The organism is Roseibium aestuarii, assembly GCF_008477545.1.
Lineage (GTDB): Bacteria > Pseudomonadota > Alphaproteobacteria > Rhizobiales > Stappiaceae > Roseibium > Roseibium aestuarii.
This window is the reverse complement of record NZ_VORA01000004.1, coordinates 200,481-217,805: the sequence shown is the minus strand read 5'-3', so window position 1 is coordinate 217,805 and position 17,325 is coordinate 200,481. Positions and strand designations below refer to the sequence as shown.

Annotated in this window: 9 protein-coding genes; 8 read left to right on the top strand and 1 reads right to left on the bottom strand. The window is 61.3% G+C overall.

The features are described from left to right. Positions 1–183: 183 nt before the first annotated feature. Positions 184–4,890: a DEAD/DEAH box helicase gene (locus FR728_RS15350; protein ID WP_149893608.1), complete on the bottom strand. Its 4,707-nt coding sequence runs from the start codon at positions 4,888–4,890 to the stop codon at positions 184–186. A gap of 712 nt (positions 4,891–5,602) precedes the next feature. Here FR728_RS15350 and FR728_RS15345 point away from each other — a divergent pair. From FR728_RS15345 to FR728_RS15310, 8 genes are all read left to right on the top strand, one after another. Then, positions 5,603–6,220: a TetR/AcrR family transcriptional regulator gene (locus FR728_RS15345; RefSeq protein ID WP_149893607.1), complete on the top strand. Its 618-nt coding sequence runs from the start codon at positions 5,603–5,605 to the stop codon at positions 6,218–6,220. Positions 6,221–6,873: 653 nt separating this feature from the next. Next, entirely contained in the window at positions 6,874–8,109 is a 1,236-nt protein-coding gene (locus FR728_RS15340) for a metal-dependent hydrolase family protein (protein WP_149893606.1), read from the top strand. A 69-nt stretch (positions 8,110–8,178) separates the two neighbouring features. After that, on the top strand, positions 8,179–9,297 hold the full coding sequence (locus tag FR728_RS15335) for a C4-dicarboxylate TRAP transporter substrate-binding protein (RefSeq protein ID WP_149893605.1): 1,119 nt from the start codon (positions 8,179–8,181) through the stop codon (positions 9,295–9,297). A gap of 63 nt (positions 9,298–9,360) precedes the next feature. Next, positions 9,361–9,846 (top strand): TRAP transporter small permease subunit, encoded by a 486-nt coding sequence (locus FR728_RS15330; protein WP_149893604.1) that lies wholly within the window; start codon positions 9,361–9,363, stop codon positions 9,844–9,846. Between the two features lie 22 nt (positions 9,847–9,868). Beyond that, entirely contained in the window at positions 9,869–11,176 is a 1,308-nt protein-coding gene (locus FR728_RS15325; protein WP_149893603.1) for a TRAP transporter large permease, read from the top strand. A 295-nt stretch (positions 11,177–11,471) separates the two neighbouring features. Further along, positions 11,472–11,840: a hypothetical protein gene (locus FR728_RS15320; protein WP_149893602.1), complete on the top strand. Its 369-nt coding sequence runs from the start codon at positions 11,472–11,474 to the stop codon at positions 11,838–11,840. Positions 11,841–11,922: 82 nt separating this feature from the next. After that, entirely contained in the window at positions 11,923–14,112 is a 2,190-nt protein-coding gene (locus FR728_RS15315) for an efflux RND transporter periplasmic adaptor subunit (protein WP_149893601.1), read from the top strand. Beyond that, the gene (locus tag FR728_RS15310; protein WP_149893600.1) at positions 14,112–17,291 is read left to right on the top strand and encodes an efflux RND transporter permease subunit; all 3,180 of its coding nucleotides are present in this window, start codon (positions 14,112–14,114) and stop codon (positions 17,289–17,291) included. The genes FR728_RS15315 and FR728_RS15310 overlap by 1 nt, the downstream gene beginning before the upstream one ends. Positions 17,292–17,325: the final 34 nt, after the last annotated feature.

The window sequence follows — 17,325 nt, the reverse complement described above, 5'->3', positions numbered from 1 at the left end:
CATCCTTGGTTTCCGCCACTCTTGGCAGGATCAAGCAGGATGTGTTTCCCCGAGGATTGGCGCAGATCTTACCCGCCCAACGACTGTCGTGCCATGGCACTCGTACAGAAACGTGCATGGTGGGCAAGCGTCTTGCTCCGGCGATCATTGGCATTCCTTCCTGCAGGGCACTCGCGCGCTGCTTCAAGTATCAAAAAAGCGCCTGCAGAAGTGATAGGCGAGCCGGTCTTTGAAATTAATGATGTTGTCTTCAACGGTCATGATCTCGCAATGACTGGTACCGCCGTTCGCCGGTCCTCTGAGGCCCCGACCAACCATCTGCATGTAGAGTACGGGGCTGAAGACCGGTCTTGAGATCAGGACCATGTCAGCCTTTGGAGCATCGAAGCCGGTAGTCAGGACGCTGTGATTGCAGATTACCCGTAGATCGCCGGCACGGAACCGTCGTGTGAAATGCTGCCTCGCAAGCCGGTCCGTCTGACCGCTGACAGCGGCTGCAGGGCAACCAGCAAGATGGAGTCTCGCCGCAAGGTACTGCGCGTGCGCGACAGAGTTGGCGAACAGGAGGATGGACTCCGCCTTGCTGTTCACGATGGCATCGATGATCAGATCATTCCTATCTGAATCTTCACCCATCCGGTCCACGACGCTGTCGGGAAGTTCTCCAAAGGTATCGACGTGCTCCTGTTCGCGCTCGGTCAGTGTAATCGGCCTGTCGTAGCGAAGTGGGCGATAGCTCCGGTCCGCGAGCACCCCCATTTCGGAGAGCTTGTCGTGAAGGCCAGCCTGGTCGGACGGAAACCAGCGACGGTCAAAACGCGCTGCAAGCCGTTCCGACTCGTCCTCGTTGTACCCGCGCCATGGCGTAGCACTTAGGCCCAGAACGGGCGCTTCACGCTCGCGCGCTCGCTCGCTGCCGACCTGAACATCAAGCCAACGCAAAAGGTCCGTGTAGCTAGAGGTTATCGCGTGATGGCACTCATCGATGATGATGATCCCGGATTGGGCGACCCATGCCAGTTCGGGACGACCACTACGGCTGTTCAAGGTCTGGATGCTCGCAATTACCACGGTTGGTTCATCGCCTTCCGGCGGCGAAGGGTTTCGCTGACCGCCCCATAGCCGCACGATGCGGAGGTCTTCGCCGGGCTCCCCCACATTGACCCAGAGCTGGCGAAAGCACTGGACTGCCTGCTCGCACAGCTCATCAGTCTGAGCTATCCAGAGTGCAGTTCGACGCCCATTGCCCTGCAAGACCAGCCGCACGACAGCCTCAGCAGCGACGCGCGTCTTGCCGCCGCCTGTGGGCAGGCTGACCACAGCTCGGCGGCGACCTGCGCCTGTGTTTAGAAGCGCGCCAATGCTCGTCAGGATGTCTTCCTGGTAGTCGTGGAGTGGTGGCAGGTGAATTGGCCCACTGACGGACAGTTCTGCGTCTCTGCGGCCTCCGACCGAGGCGGCAAACTCGATCGGAAAGCCAAGCTCTTGCACAAAGACCCGAGCTTGTTCCCCACCCCAACGTTTAGGAGGCGCAAGCCCCCTAAGCTCAAGTGCATCTCTCAGTCTGCTGAGCAACGTCGGTCCGTGGACCGCCAGCGCCAACCGGGCGAGGTTCTCCGGATCGACATGTTTCTCTACGGCTTGACGGGTAGCAGGGGTCAGAGTTCCGAGCAGGGTCTCGATGTCACCACCAATCGCTTTCAGCAATCTGAGCTCAAGCGACTTCTCATCTCGAACTGCCTTTCGCGCCTCGTCTGACCTGCGATCCATTATTCGGGAAAGGATTTCTTCCAGATCTGCGCCATCTTGAATGATCCCATGGCGCGCGAGGCAGCGAAGCAGCAGTTCAACACCTTCCTTCCAGCCGCGACTGCCGAACTGCTCACGGTCGATGAGGAATGCGCCGTCGGCGTCCATACCGACTGTCACCGCTCGCCTGAAAGGCCCGACACTTTCTTCAAGGCCGCTGACCCAGACGGCCGGGATCGTTCCCAACACCTCGGAGTCTTCCTGCGCTGCAGCCAACTCCGGGAAAAGGTCGAGGAGGTGCGACGGCGCCGATAGACGCTTCTCGAATGAGATCGACGGCCCGGCGCCAAGCTCCATCGCGCCGGCTGCCACCCATGCCGAAGCCACATCCTCGGACAACAAGATTATCCTGCCATCGTCGAGATCGTGCCCGACGCTCTCATCGGCGGTCACATAGATTTCCGACAGCGGGAGAGCGCCGTCGGCGCTGGGCAAGGTGCCTGGAATGGCACCGTCAGCATGTGCCGTCTCCCACACCGGCCGCAGAGCCTTGAAGTCCTTTTTTCTCTCCGAAACTGAAGTGAAGACTTGCTCCCAGAAACGCGCGGTTGCCTCACGCGTGAGTTTGGCCCTGCGCCAGGCGAAGCGAGATCCCAAGTCCGTCTCAGCATCTCTGGCGCGGAAAAAGCCTTCAACAGCCTTGAACCCCTGGACTTCAGCCTCAGCCAGGATGTCAGCAAGTTCGGGGGGGATGCACTTTAGCGGCACTACGAGGTTGCCGACGCGTATGCGTCCATGCTCCGTCAGCCAGAAATAGGCCGGATGCGGTGCCGTCACCTTCGGGTAGGCGTCCGCACGTGTCGGATGTACGATCGTCACCTTAGACGCATTTTCGGCAAATTGCGCGATCTCTCCCAGCAGCATCCGACTCAGCTGTGCGGAACTTGCCGTAGGCAGCACCGGAAGCAGCCGCCACCCTGACGGCATGCGGATCGAGTAGCTCGAGAACTTGGGTAAGTATCGCGGCGTGCTTCCGGAGTGCTCCCTGCAAATCTCATCGAAGCCGGGGCTCAACAAGCGGAGATAGTCTTTGAAGTCCGGATCGTCGCGGTCCGCGGACTCCTCGATACTGGGGAACTCCGACAGCCAGTCCGATGGGACTGTGGTTTCGATCTGCTGCCGAAATTGCGGGTCCATGGCATGATCCTCGGGAAATCCCGATGGAGTCTGCCGTACGATCAACAGGCTCCGGCTTGTCCAAATTCCGGATACTGCGCGGAATTTGATTCGCTCCGGATCAAGCTCATCAATGTATTCCTGCCTCGCTTCCTGAGGCGCAGAGGCGATGTTGTGCCAGAAGTTCTCCCAGTCTTCCGGCCCATCCGAGACCTCCGCGGTCGTCAGCGAGGCTTCGAGAATGTCGGACCACGAGGCAGATTCCAGTTCGGTCACATTCATCAGATTGACGAGGATTTCTCGGGCCTCATCGTCCGAAGAAATTCCATCGGCAACTGCTAGAAAGCCTGCGGGCGGTGTGGATCCGAATACAATCACTGCTTCCGAAGGAGTGGCCAGCCCCCCATCGGCGGTGGGTATCAGGCGTGCTTCGGGAACGCTGAACAGTCCGTGGGTGAACTTGTCCTGCAAGAGGCTGCCGACGAACGAAAGCGCCTGTTTTGCTAATGGAAGATCGGTGTTCGCTATGCAGTTGAGCCATTTGGCGGCGGGCGACTTCGCCAGGACCCGCATGTCCCGGCGCTTTGCTTCCGTGACGAGGGCATTCAACCGCGATAGCCTTGCCTCGGTCGAATAGCAGTCTGGATGCAGGTAACTCTCCCGCGCATCCGCACTCGCAAGGCCAGCCCACGATCTGCAGATCTCCGTGTCCTCAACGAAATGCCGCAGGAGCTGGCTTGGACTGCGCGGGATGCCATTCACGTCAGCCAACACTTCAGACGAAACGATCTGGTCCCAGAGAGACCGAATGAGTGGCACGGCGATTTCGTCCTGCCGTTCCGGTTGACGCGGGAACGCACTTACGGCGGCCCCACAGTCCTCGGGTGTCGACAGCGCCGTGAGAGAGCCACTTATCAGGTCGGCCGCGGCTTGCATGATCGCTTCGTTCCATGGACCTCGGATCAGGTTGGTCCTGTCACTGTTGAGTTTCCACGGTGCGTTGAGGATGCCCGAAGTGCGGCTTTGCGTTTCTGTCGGGAAGAACGCCCAGAAGCGACCAGCTTGTTCGCGACCACCGACCGGCACCGCCCACGATAGTGGAACTTGTTCCCTCGCCTGGATGTGTGTTGCGTCGGAGCGCGCGGCGGGGCTGTCGACCTTTACCGACGCCTCGAAGACCTTCCATCGGGCCTCGTTGGTTCCGTCGCTCACAACCGCGAGCCCGTCTTCAAGCCGCTTGGTCAAGAGACGGGGTGCAGCACCTTCCACTTCCAGCTCGAGGGAGATTGCCGAGGGCAGGAATAGCAGAAACTCGGCCGGGAAATCTGCAATCTCCTGGCTCAGTCGCTCGAACGCGGTCTCATCCGCAATTTCCGCTGAAACGACGGTGGTTGCCCAGTTCCATCTGCTCGCTTCTGATAGCGGGCTACTTTCGGCGGCGGGATCAAGCACCTCGGCAAGCCGCATGCCGGGCGCGGGGGCATCCTTGGCAAGACCAAGATGTCGACGAATCCGATCACGGCAGGCTTCGGGGTCGAAGCGCAGACCTACAGATCTGGATGTCAGGTCAACGCGACCGCCCAGCTTGAGCAGCGACTTGAACCCGATACCAAACCGTCCAATCTGATTGCCGCGCTTGGGGGAGCTGCGGGCATTAAGAAGCGCCACAATTCCCGGTTCATCCAGGGCGGCGCCGGTATTGGCTGCCTCCAACCGATTGGGGGAGAGACGGACATGGATCCGCCCTTGGGGCTCCGCGGCCTCGAGGATCGCGTCGGCAGCGTTCTGCACCAGTTCGTACAACTGTCGATAGGCGTATCCGCCTGACAGGACTTCGTTCTCGGTCTCGAAATGCTCGGCCGCGTCACGCGGCTGTGCTTCGTAGGCCTTAAGGCGCTTCTGGCATTCCTCATGAACGAACTCTGCCAGTTGCTTTAGATCGGATTCCTGGTTGCGAACATCCATGCACGCCTCAAATACCTTAATGGAAACGTCTGCGTAGGCTGTTCCCGCACGCCCTCACCCTTTTTGGCAGACTAGCCGTGAGAGATGGGGAGCGGCAACAGATTACGAGAGCATCGCCTCCCTCGTTCAGCGACGCAGGTGTCGAGAGCGACGCCATTCATGCAGTGAGGTATCGCGGGGCCCGGACCGTTTGTATATAAATCAATGGCTTATACTGGAGAAGGTTGGTTTACAGGCCCATCCCCTCCGCCATTCTTATTTTCAAGCCTTTGATTTTATCAGGCTTTTCCGGGCCTCGATTTTCCGCCCCCACACTCAGCCCCGCACGGCAACTGTTTTCCCTACGCCCAAGCCATGTGGCCGCGCCAGCCAGGCCGGCCGCTGCCTCGGACACGCCATTCGACGCCCAGCGCCTCACGGGTCCTGACACAGATCCCGGTCATTGCCGCGCATCCAGCGCACAGGAGAGACCCCAGCGCACAGGAGAGACCGCAGCAACCAGCCCGGCGTCATGGACTTCGTGAGCTGGTCGCAAATATTCAGCTGCGCCATGCAAAATCCGCGGCAACCCGGCATGGCTTGTCGACCCTAAACCCGAATAGATCCTGCAAAAACCAGTTGCGGCCTTCGTAGAGTATTTGCGCAGGCGTCGGTTGCAAGACGCGCGGGATCAGTTAAGTCTGTCCGCAACTTGATTGACACGGAATCAGGCATGAAGGTCGAGACCACATCTGGCTCAGTTGCACGTCCGCGGCGCACGCAAGCCGAACGCTCGCAGGAAACGCGCGAGAAAGTCTGCGAAGCAACGCTGCAGGCTCTCCTGGAGGTGGGCTACGAGCAGATCTCGACAACTCTGATCGCGCGCAGGGCGCGCGTTTCGCGCGGCGCCCTCACCCATCAGTTTCCAACCCGCAATGACATGCTGGTGGCAGCTTTCGAAAAGCTGATCGGCGAATGGCGCGACGGCTATCCCTTCGGACTGGATCCGGCAAAGGATCAGCTGTCTGTCGACGAGCTCATTGACGCGCTGTGGACCAACATCTTCTCGGATGGGCGCTACATCGCCGCCATGGAGCTGATGCTGGCCGCCCGGCAGGACAATGAGCTCGGCCACGTCCTGCGGGACATACTCGTGACCTGGATCCGCAAGCGCGACCGGATCACGGTTCAGCTGGTCGGCGGAAATCCGGATGATGCGGAAGCCGATCTGAAGGTGCAGCTGCACCTTTCGGTTCTGCGCGGGATCGCGATGCACCAGAGCTTCGACGCCGACCCCAAGACCGCCAGTCAGCTGATCGATCTCTGGAAACGGATCGCAAGCAAGATCTGATCAAGGGTGCCCCGGATGCTCCCCTGGGCTGCCCCTGGCCCCCATGGCCTCGCCCCCCGGGGCCGGCCCGGCATTTGTCCGGCTCCCTGACATTCAGCGCCATTACCAAAAACTATTTTGTCTCAAGGGCCTGGTGACGCAGAAGCAAGGCTTGCCGGATTTTTTTGCCGGCAAAGGGATAATTTTTGGGCACTCCGGATATTGAATTACGAACAGTTCTGATTGCATGATACGAACAATCCTGTTTGTATGTTGCCGCAGTGACGGTCGTGGCGGCGAAAGAGCAGGCACGTGAGGGACGTCTGTGATGTGCGCGCCAAAAGGATAACCGGATGAGGATCAAAACGCTTCCTTGCACTGTCGCGGCCCCGGGCCGTGGTGCGACACCAACCTGCGTCGCAGCAGGCGAGGCGCTGTCCCGCGCATATCTCAAGCAGTCCTGAGGCTCGAGTGATCCGCTCTCATCAAGCCCCGGGACATTGCCCGATCCCTGAACGGTTCCCTTGCGTGTGCTGCGGAACCCGCCTCTGCCCGCGTCCGGACCGGCTGGTTGCTGCCCGACGTGATCGCTCCCCGGTGGTGCAAGACCGAAGTGAAACGCATCGCGCAGTGCCGCTCCCCGCGCTGATCTGACCCCAAGATGGAAGAATGAAATGACGACGCTGCTGATTAGGAACGCTCGTATCGTGGACGGGACCTCCCCGGAACCGACCGATCCGATGCATATCGCGATCGAGGATGGGCGGATCCGCGAGGTCGCTCCCGAGATTTCCTTCAAGGCCGAGGAAGAACTGGACCTGAAGGGCCTGACGGTCATGCCCGGCCTGATCGACTGCCACGTCCACACCATCGCCTCCACAGCCAATCTCGGTCTCAATGCCGCTCTTCCCTCCTCGCTGGTCGCTGCCCGGGCCTCCACGCTGATGAGAAACATGATCATGCGCGGCTTTACCACCGTTCGTGATCTTGGCGGCGCCGACCGTGGGCTGCAGCAGGCGGTGGAAGAAGGACATTTTCTTGCCCCGCGCCTGGTCATCTGCGGCAAGGCCCTGTCCCAGACGGGCGGTCATACGGATTATCGCGGCCCCTACGACAACCGTGACGTTTCCTGGTACGCGCAAGCGCTCGGCACCCTGGGCCGGCTCTGTGACGGCAAGACGGAGCTCATGCGCGCCGCGCGTGAAGAACTCAAGGGTGGCGCCCAGTTCATCAAGGTCATGGCTGATGGCGGCGTGTCGTCGCCCTCCGATCCCATCGGATATCTGGTCTTTTCGGTCGAAGAACTCACGGCACTCGTGGAAGTCGCCAATGGCTTCGGTACCTATGTTTCTGCCCATCTGTACGACGACCGGGCAATTGTCCGCGCGCTCGATTGCGGCATCACCTGCATCGAACACGGCAACCTCATCGGTGATGACACCATCCTTCGCGTGGCCCGCGAAGGCGCTGTCGTCGTTCCGACGAACATCACCTACGACCTTTTGGCCCGCAAGGGCGCCGAGTTCGGCCTGCCGCCGGAATCGGTCGCCAAGGTCGCGGACGTGCGCGAGGCCGGCCTGGAGCGTCTCGTCAAGCTGCATGAAGCCGGCGTGACCATGGGCTATGGCTCCGACCTCCTGGGGGGAATGCAGACCGAACAGTCCGGCGAATTCCCTCTGCGCGGCCGATACATCCCCGCCGACGCGGTCATCCGTTCTGCCACGGTCGATGCGGCAAAGGTGCTGCGAATGGAAGGCGAGATCGGCACGATTGTTCCCGGCGCCCATGCCGACATCATCGCGGTTGACGGGAACCCCCTGAAAAACCTGGACCTTCTGACCAATCAGGGTGCCCACATGCCTCTGATCATGAAGGGCGGGAACGCCATAAAGAAAGCCGCAAATCTCTGAGCACCGGCCAATAGAAGACTTCCCTAGCGGGGGCCCCATAACACCCGCTGACCAATCCTGAGAGGACACATGAAAAAGTTTCTGATGACCACCCTGCTGGCAGGCATGATGACGACGCCGGCACTCGCCAAGGACTTCATTGTCAACACCTTCTATGATGCGCAGCATCCGCTGGCCAAATACGGCTATGTCGAATGGGCCGAGATCGTGAAGGACCTGTCGAAGGGAGACCTCAACCCGCAGGTCTTTACCGGTACTGTCCTGCTGGCCCCGCGTGCAGCGCTGCAGGGTATCCGCGACAACGTCGTTCAGGTCGGTCATCACGCAGCCATCTACACCCCGTCCGACCTGCCGGTCGCAAACGCGGTGCAGGAACTGGGCTTCAACTATTCCGATCCGGTCGCAGCCATCTTCGCCGTTGCGGACTTTTCCCTGCACAACGCCACCCAGCAGGCCGAATGGGAGCAACAGGGCGTCGTGTACCTCGGCGCCTATGCAACCCCGCCCTACATCCTCATGTGCTCCAAGCCGGTGCGCAATCTGGAAGAACTGAAGGGCAAGCGCATCCGTACCGCCGGGTCCGCCGTCTCCGCATGGGTCGAAGAGGCCGGTGGCATCCCGGTCAACGTTCCATCTTCGGAAATGTACACCGGCATGGAGCGTGGCACGCTGGACTGCGCCACCAATGCTGCCAATGACCTGGTCGATCGTTCGCTTCTGGAAGTGGCGAAATACACCACCCTGCTGCCGACCGGCATGTACTGGTCCGGGCCGAACTGGGGCTACAACCCGAGCTTCTGGGCAAGCCTGAGCCCTGAAGAGCGCAAGGTCCTGATGGAAGCATCCGCCCGCTCCATGGCCCGCCTCATCATCAAGTATACCGCCCAGGCAGACGCGGCCCTCGAAACGGCAACCGCAAAGGGTGGCGAAGTCTTCGAGCCGGAAGCTGATCTCAAGGCCTCGGTCGAGGCTTTCCGCGCGAAGACCCTGGAAGGCATCTACGACAAGACAACCACGACCTACGGCCTTTCCAATGCCCATGAGGTTATCGATGGCTTCACCGCCACGATGGACAAGTGGACCAAACTGCTGGCCGACGTGGACCTCACGGATGAGGACGCGCTGACCAGCCTTGCCATGTCCGAGATCTACGGCGACATCGATCCGGCCGCCTACGGCGTCAAGTAACCCCCGTTGACAGAGCAGGGGCCGAGAGGCCCCTGCTCTCCCGGGCACAAAGGAGGTGCCGCGATGCACGCCCTAATCCGCTGGATCAACAATGCCGTCATGGCATTTGCCTGCCTCTTCGGGGTCCTGATGATGGCCCATATCACGGTGGATGTGGTGGTCCGCTTCTTCTTCGGCGGTCAGTTGATCGGCACGCTGGAGATCGTGTCGTTCTATTACATGGTCATCATCGTCTTCCTTTGCCTCGGCTTCGTGGAGCTGCGTGGCGAGCATATCCGCGTCGATCTCTTCGCCCAGATGATGCCGAAGGCCATTCAGCTCGCGCTCTATGTTTTCGCCTGCCTTCTCGGACTGATCTTCTTCGGCCTCCTGTTCTGGCAATCGACCCGTGACGCGATCAGCTCAACGGGACGCGCCGAAGAGGCCATGAGCAACTTCACCTTCTACATCTGGCCGGCCCGCTGGGCCCTGCCTGTGGGCTTCGGCGCTGTCTGGTTGGCCGTTCTGTCCAATCTCCTGAAATCCCTGGCAGAGCGACGCGCGCTGTGATCGCCGAGAGAGGATCCACCCTATGAGCAATCTCGATATCGGGATCATCGGAACCATCGTTGCGCTGGTCCTGATCGCGGTGCGCGTGCCGATCGGCCTGTCCCTCGGCCTTGTCTCCATTGTTGGCATCGCGCAGATGTTCAACATGAATGTCGCCTGGGGCATGATTTCGGCCACGCCCTTCGATTATGTCGGGCAGTGGGAACTGTCGGCCGCGCCGATGTTTCTGCTGATGGGCTTCCTGTGCTCCGCGACCGACATGACACGCGGGCTCTTCCTGTCCCTGCGCCTCTATCTCGCGCGCCTGCCGGGAGGTCTTGCGATCACTTCGGTCGGTGCCTGTGCCTTTTTCGCGGCCGCCTCCGGCTCTTCCGTTGCAACCGCCTCCGCCATGTCGCGCATGGCGGTGCCCGAAATGCTGAAGCAGGGGTATGATCGGGGTCTTGCAACCGGCACCATCGCAGCCTCCGGCACGCTCGGTTCACTGATCCCTCCGTCGGTCCTTCTGATCCTGTACGGCGTCTATGCCCAGGTCTCTGTCGGCCAGCTCTTCATGGCGGGCTTCATTCCCGGAATCCTGTCGGCCCTGATCTACATGGCCATGATCATCACCCGGGTGAAGCTGAACCCCTCTCTGGCCGGCGAAACCCCGCCCCCACCCAGCGAGGAGGAGCGCCGCGCCGCCCTGCGCGATGTCTGGCCCCTTCCCACGCTGATCCTTCTGGTGCTGGGCGGCATCTTCTCCGGTGCCTTCTCGCCCACGGAAGCCGGGGCACTCGGCGCCTTCTTTGCCGGCGTGATCGGTGCCGTGCGCGGCAAGCTGACCCGCGCCGCCATCATCGAGGCCGTGACCCAGGCCGTGATTTCGACCGGCTCGATCTTCATCATCCTGATCGGCTCGTTGTTCTTCACCCGGTTCCTCGCCCTCTCGGGTTTGCCCATGGCCTTCTCGAACGCGATCCTGTCGGTGTCAGACCAGACCTGGTGGATCCTGCTGGCGGTCGCCATCATCTATCTCGTGCTGGGAATGCTGATCGACTCCATCGGCCTGCTCCTCCTGACGCTCCCGATCCTGGTGCCGCTGGTTCAGGCCACGGGCATCGATGCGATCTGGTTCGGCATCATCATCGTGAAGCTTCTGGAAATCGGGCTGGTCACCCCGCCGATCGGTCTCAACGTCTACATGATCAACGGCGCGTTGAACAACGCCGTCTCCCTGCCGGAGATCTTCAAGGGGGTCTGGTGGTTCATCGTGATGGACGTGGTGACGCTGCTGATCCTGATCCTGTTCCCGGCGATCACCCTCTGGCTGCCATCCATGGCCAACTGACGACCACGAACACGGCGGCGAGATCCTGTCTCGCCGCCTTTTTTGCATGGCCTTGCAAATCAACGAAGGATAGAGCGTCCCGGCAACCTCGTGCATGACCGGCGGAGAGAATGTTCCCGGGCCGGGAGAGATCAGACGGACCAAGTGGAAATATCAAAAAATCCAAATAGCTATCGGAGCCGCTCCCTGCTCTGACCGCGCCTTTCAGCACGCCTGTGCAACCGGTTGCAGAGCCAAACGTGATCATCGACCTATTGTATTTTTTGGGTGCTCAGCTATTTGAGGACGCATGGTCATGCATACGCGACAGTTTTACAGGCTTGCAGCAACGCTTCTCCTCGCGTTTGCGCTGGTTTTTGTCGCGCGTGCTCCGATGCAGCATCAAATGGCACAAGCCGCCGAGATGGGCTCCACCATGGCAGACATGCCATGCGACGAGATGGCTGGCCATGCATCCCACTCTGCGGGGGATGAAACACAAAGTCACGATCAGGCCGGGCCCGACACCTGCTGCGGCGGTGCACTTTGCACCGGCTACACACTGACCACGGACGTGATTGTTCTTGCGCCCGTTCTCCAGACCCTGAGCTATCTGCAATCTCAGCCGAAAACGCTCCGCGTTGCCGATATCGGCCTTCCCAAACGTCCTCCCCGCTACCTCTGACAACGTCTGCTCGCCCTTCGCCGCGAGCATTTGGTGTTGATCTGACCGTCGGCCCGCCGCCGACGGCAACTCAGAGGTTATCATGCGTGGACGCTACGCCGCGCTCAGCATTCTCGCTCTTGCCAGTGGCGTGGCAGGCGGGGTGTTTCTTGAGCGCCTGTACCTGAATCCTTCCGACCAATCTGCTTCCGGAGAAGCCGAAATTCTCTATTGGGTCGCCCCGATGGACCCGAATTTCCGCAGACCCGGCCCCGGCAAGTCGCCGATGGGCATGGATCTGATCCCGGTCTATGCCGGACAGGAACCCTCTGGCGATCCGGCGGAAGTCACGCTTTCCGCCGCCGAAATCAATGCCATTGGCGTTCGCACGGCCCTGGCGCAGGTGAGCGAGGTTTCCCGCAAGATCGAAACTGTCGGCTTCGTCGGATATGACGAGCACCTGACAAGCCATGTGCACACCCGCGTCGACGGCTGGATCGAGACCCTGAATGTTCGAGCGGTCGGCGATGAGGTCAAGAAGGGCCAGGTGCTGTTCGAGCTGTTCTCTCCCGAGTTCAGCGTGGCCAGCTTCGACTTCGTCCGCTCCTTGCAGAATGCCAACGGACTGACCCTGGAATCCGCGCGCAACAAGCTGCGCAGCCACGGGGCGTCGGAAGCGCAGATCGCCGAGATCGAACGGAGCGGTCAACCTGCCCGCAGCATCCAGATCGTCGCCCCGCGCGACGGCGTGGTGATTGCCCTCAATGCGGCCGACGGCATGTTCCTTCAGCCGGGCACCCAGGCGATGTCGATCACCGACATTGAAGAAGTCTGGCTGATTGTCGACGTGTTCGAGCGCGATATCGCACGGCTGACCGAGGACATGAGTGCAATCGCCCGCTTTGAACATCTGCCGGGTCAGAGCTTTACCGGCAAGATCGACTATATCTATCCCGAACTGGACGCAAAGACCCGCACCCTTCCCGTTCGCCTGCGCTTCCCCAACACGGATGAAAAGCTGCGACCGAACATGTTCGGTACGGTTACCCTTGTGCCCAACGAGACACGGACGGCCATCACCGTCCCGTCAGAAGCGATCATTCGCACAGGCTCGGCCGAACGCGTGATCATCAAGACAGGCACCGGCACGTTTAAGCCGCGCCTGATCACCACGGGTCTGCGTGACAATTTCGGTGAAGGCGGTCGCACGGAAGTCATCCAGGGCCTAGCCGTTGGCGAAGAGGTTGTCGCCTCGGCTCAGTTCCTCATCGACAGTGAAAGTGCGTTGAGCGCCGGGCTGATGCGGATGGCGCCGACCGACGAAGCGCCTGCCAGGGGAACTGGCGAGCTGATCGCCCTGGATCGGACAAACCGCATGGCAACGATCCGACATGAGGCGCTGGCAAGCCTCGACTGGCCGGCCATGACCTCCTGCTTCCCCATCAAGGCTGACGTGGCTCTCGACAGGCTCTCCGAGGGGCAGAAGGTTGCCTTCCGAGCCGTGCGCGGGGCTGACGGAGTGCTGGGTCTGATCGAGCTGGGCAGCGATGATGGTATCGCAGCGACGGGTCAGGGTCTGGTTCTCGGTATCACGCCAGATGGAAAGCTCTCCATGGACCACGGCCCCATCGCGGACCTCGGATGGCCCGCCATGAAGATGGATCTCGAGGTCGCCGGCGTGGACACCGCATCCGTGCCACTGGATGTGCCGGTGGAATTCGATCTTTCAAAGGCCGAGGACGGCATGTTCACCATCGTAGCCGTTCGCAAGGCCGGCGGAACTGAACCCTCGAAATCGGCGATGGAGACGGAACAACCTGCGGCCGCTGCGCCAATCGTGGTGTCCGGCAAGGTCGATGCCATTGACGCCGCAAGCCGCAAGGCGACGATCACCCACAGAGCGATTGCAGAGATCGGCATGCCGCGTATGACGATGGCGTTTGATCTGGTCGACGGTCTCGACCCGACAACCTTGCCGCTGGGCAAAGACGCCAGGCTGACCTTCGAACGCCCGGACGGCCTGACGATGGTTCTCGCAAAGGTCGAGCCGGTCACCCCTCCAATGGAAGTGCGTGGCACGATCAACGCCATCGACGACGCGACGCGACAGGCCAACATCACTCACGGCCCGATGACCGATATCGGCATGCCCGGCATGACGATGGATTTCGCCATCGATCCGTCGATTTCGGTCTCCGACCTGCCGCTCAACCGTGAGATGACGCTGCAACTGCGGCGCAATCCGGACTTCTCCATGACCCTCGTCGGGGTCCGGTCCGAGGGAGCCATGTGATGATCGCTGCCATCATTCGGGCCTCCATCGCCAACCGGGTCATCATGCTGGCGCTTGCCGCGATGATGGCGGTCGCCGGTGTCTGGGCGGTGCGGGACACGCCGGTCGATGCCATCCCGGATCTCTCCGACGTTCAGGTCATCGTGCGCACCCCCTATCCGGGTCAGGCGCCGCAGGTGGTCGAGGACCAGATCACCTTCCCGCTCGCCAGCGCCATGCTGGCGGTGCCCGGTGCCAGCGATGTGCGTGGCTTTTCCTTCTTCGGCGACAGCTATGTCTATATCGTCTTTGAAGACGGCACGGACCTCTACTGGGCGCGAACACGCGTTCTGGAATACCTCGGCCAGATCACGGCAAACCTGCCTGAAGGCGTCTCCCCGCAACTTGGGCCGGACGCGACAGGCGTCGGCTGGATCTACCAGTATTCCCTGATTGACCGCAGCGGCAATCACGATCTCGCACAGTTGCGGGCACTTCAGGACTGGTTCCTGAAGTACGAGCTGCAAACGGTCGAGGGGGTGTCCGAAGTTGCCACCATCGGCGGCATGGTCAAGCAGTATCAGGTCGTCGTCGACCCGAACAAGCTGCGCGCCTATGAGATCACGCTGGCCCAGATCCGCAATGCCATCCAGTCAGCAAACCGGGAAACCGGTGGCAGCGTGATAGAGATGGGCGAAGCGGAATTCATGGTCCGCTCGACGGGTTATGTCGATGAGCTTGCGGACCTCGCCAAGGCCCCCTTGATGATGAACGAGCGAGGGGCTGCGATCACCCTGGGCGACATCGCCGACATTCGGCTCGGGCCCGAGATGCGGCGCGGTGTCGGCGATTTCAATGGCGAGGGAGATGCCGTTGGCGGTGTCGTGATCCTGCGTTGGGGAGGCAATGCGCTCGCCACAATCAAGGCCGTCGAGGCCCGCATCGAGGAATTGCGCAGCAGCCTTCCCGAAGGAATTGAGCTTGTCACCACCTATGACCGCTCTGGCGTCATCGAGCGGGCCATCGACAACCTTCAGAAGAAGCTGACTGAGGAGTTCATCGTCGTCGTTCTGGTGTGTGCGGCCTTCCTGCTGCACCTGCGCTCATCCCTGGTCATCCTCCTGTCGCTTCCCCTTGGCATCGCCTGCGCCTTCATCGTCATGAAGCTTCAGGGCGTGAATGCCAACATCATGTCGCTCGGCGGCATTGCCATTGCCATCGGCGCGATGGTCGATGCGGCGATCGTGATGATAGAGGCCATGCACCGGCGTCTGGAACACGAGAAACTGACGAACGAGAACCGTTGGCGGATTGTCGCGGAATGCGCCTCTGAAGTGGGGCCAGCGCTGTTTTTCTCGCTCGCCATCATCACCGTCAGCTTCATGCCGGTCTTCGTGCTGGAGAGCCAGGAAGGGCGGCTGTTCAAGCCGCTGGCCTTTACCAAGACCTATGCGATGGCAGCGGCCGCCATCCTGTCGATCACGCTTGTTCCCGTGCTGATGGGATACTTCGTGCGCGGGCGGATCCTGCCGGAGAACAAGAACCCGCTGAACCGGCTGGTCATCTGGCTCTATCGCCCGTTTCTGGACGCGGCCATTGCCTGGCCCTGGGCAACGACCCTGCTTGCGGCCGTGCTGGTGGCTTCCATGTGGTGGCCACTCCAGCGCATCGGCACAGAATTCATGCCGGAGCTCAACGAAGGCGACTTCCTGTACATGCCCTCGCTCTATCCTGGCGTCTCCATCGGCAAGGCACGGGAGGTGCTGCAACAGTCCGACCGGCTGATCGCCACGGTGCCCGAGGTTCTGACCGTACACGGCAAACTGGGCCGCGCGGACACGGCAACCGATCCCGCTCCACTCACCATGATCGAGACGACCATCCAGCTGAAACCACAGTCAGAATGGCGCCCCGGCATGACCATGGAAGGCATTCGGAACGCGCTCGACAAGGCAGTCCAGATCCCTGGCGTGACGAACGTCTGGATCCAGCCGATCAAGAACCGGATCGACATGCTGGCGACCGGCATCAAGACCCCCGTCGGGGTCAAGATTACCGGCGCGGACCTCCGCGTCATCGAGCGGATTGGCGTCCAAATCGAGGCCGCCGTTGCCAATATCGACGGGACCGCCTCGGCCTATGCGGAACGGCCTGTCGGCGGGCGGTTCATCGAGATCGACGTGAACCGGGATGCGGCGGCCCGCTACATGATGAGCGTGCGCGACATCCAGGACGTGGTGCAGACCGCTATCGGAGGCATGCAGGTTTCCGAATCCGTCGAGGGGCTGGAACGGTTCCCGATCAACCTGCGCTATCCGCAGGACTGGCGGAACAGCCCGGAGCGTCTGCGCGACCTGCCGGTGGTGACGCCCTCCGGTGCCCACATTCCGCTGGGCGCGCTGGCCGACGTGAAGGTGGTGGACGGTCCGGGCATGATCCGCTCGGAAAATGCCCGCCGCACCGGCTTCGTCTTCATCGACATCGCCGGGCGCGACCTGGGCGGCTACGTGGATGAAGCCCGGCAGGTGGTGGCGCAGGAGATCGACCTGCCCCCCGGCTACTCGGTCTCCTGGTCCGGTCAGTATGAGTATATCGAACGGATGCAGGAACGGCTGAAGCTGGTGGCTCCGGCCACGCTGCTGATCATCACCCTGATGCTCTTCATGACCTTCAACCGGGTCATCGAGGTCGGCATCATCCTGGCCGCCCTACCCGTGGCCCTCGCAGGAGGGGTCTGGTTCCTCTGGTACCTCGAATTCGACATGTCGGTGGCGGTCATCGTCGGCTTCATCGCCCTCGCCGGGGTGGCCGTGGAAACCGCCATCGTGATGCTTCTCTACCTGAATCTCGCCTGGGAGAAGCGAAAGAAACTGGCCGTGAGCGAGGCCCGCGAAGTCACCCTTCAGGATGTCGAGGACGTCGTCTTCGAGGGGGCCCTGCTTCGCGTGCGGCCCAAGGTCATGACCGTGGCGACGATCTTCGCCGGGCTGATCCCCATCATGTATGGCGAGGGAACCGGCTCGGAGATCATGCAGCGGATCGCAGCCCCCATGGTGGGCGGCATGGCCACGGCCACGTTACTCACCCTCTTCGTCATTCCAGCGATCTTCGTGATCTGGAAGCGCCTTGCCCTGCCCCGGGTCAACCGGGAGCTGAAGGCGGGTGTCCCCGCCGCGGGACTGGCCATGCCGGCCGAGTGAACCTTGACCCAACTCAACAAGTGAGAGGACTACC

What these genes read in the sequence shown, in the direction of transcription:
- FR728_RS15325 (WP_149893603.1), top strand. Translation starts at nt 9,869, where the DNA reads ATGAGCAATCTCGATATCGGGATCATCGGAACCATCGTTGCGCTGGTC.
- FR728_RS15350 (WP_149893608.1), bottom strand. Translation starts at nt 4,890, where the DNA reads ATGGATGTTCGCAACCAGGAATCCGATCTAAAGCAACTGGCAGAGTTC.
- FR728_RS15340 (WP_149893606.1), top strand. Translation starts at nt 6,874, where the DNA reads ATGACGACGCTGCTGATTAGGAACGCTCGTATCGTGGACGGGACCTCC.
- FR728_RS15345 (WP_149893607.1), top strand. Translation starts at nt 5,603, where the DNA reads ATGAAGGTCGAGACCACATCTGGCTCAGTTGCACGTCCGCGGCGCACG.
- FR728_RS15310 (WP_149893600.1), top strand. Translation starts at nt 14,112, where the DNA reads ATGATCGCTGCCATCATTCGGGCCTCCATCGCCAACCGGGTCATCATG.
- FR728_RS15320 (WP_149893602.1), top strand. Translation starts at nt 11,472, where the DNA reads ATGCATACGCGACAGTTTTACAGGCTTGCAGCAACGCTTCTCCTCGCG.
- FR728_RS15335 (WP_149893605.1), top strand. Translation starts at nt 8,179, where the DNA reads ATGAAAAAGTTTCTGATGACCACCCTGCTGGCAGGCATGATGACGACG.
- FR728_RS15315 (WP_149893601.1), top strand. Translation starts at nt 11,923, where the DNA reads ATGCGTGGACGCTACGCCGCGCTCAGCATTCTCGCTCTTGCCAGTGGC.
- FR728_RS15330 (WP_149893604.1), top strand. Translation starts at nt 9,361, where the DNA reads ATGCACGCCCTAATCCGCTGGATCAACAATGCCGTCATGGCATTTGCC.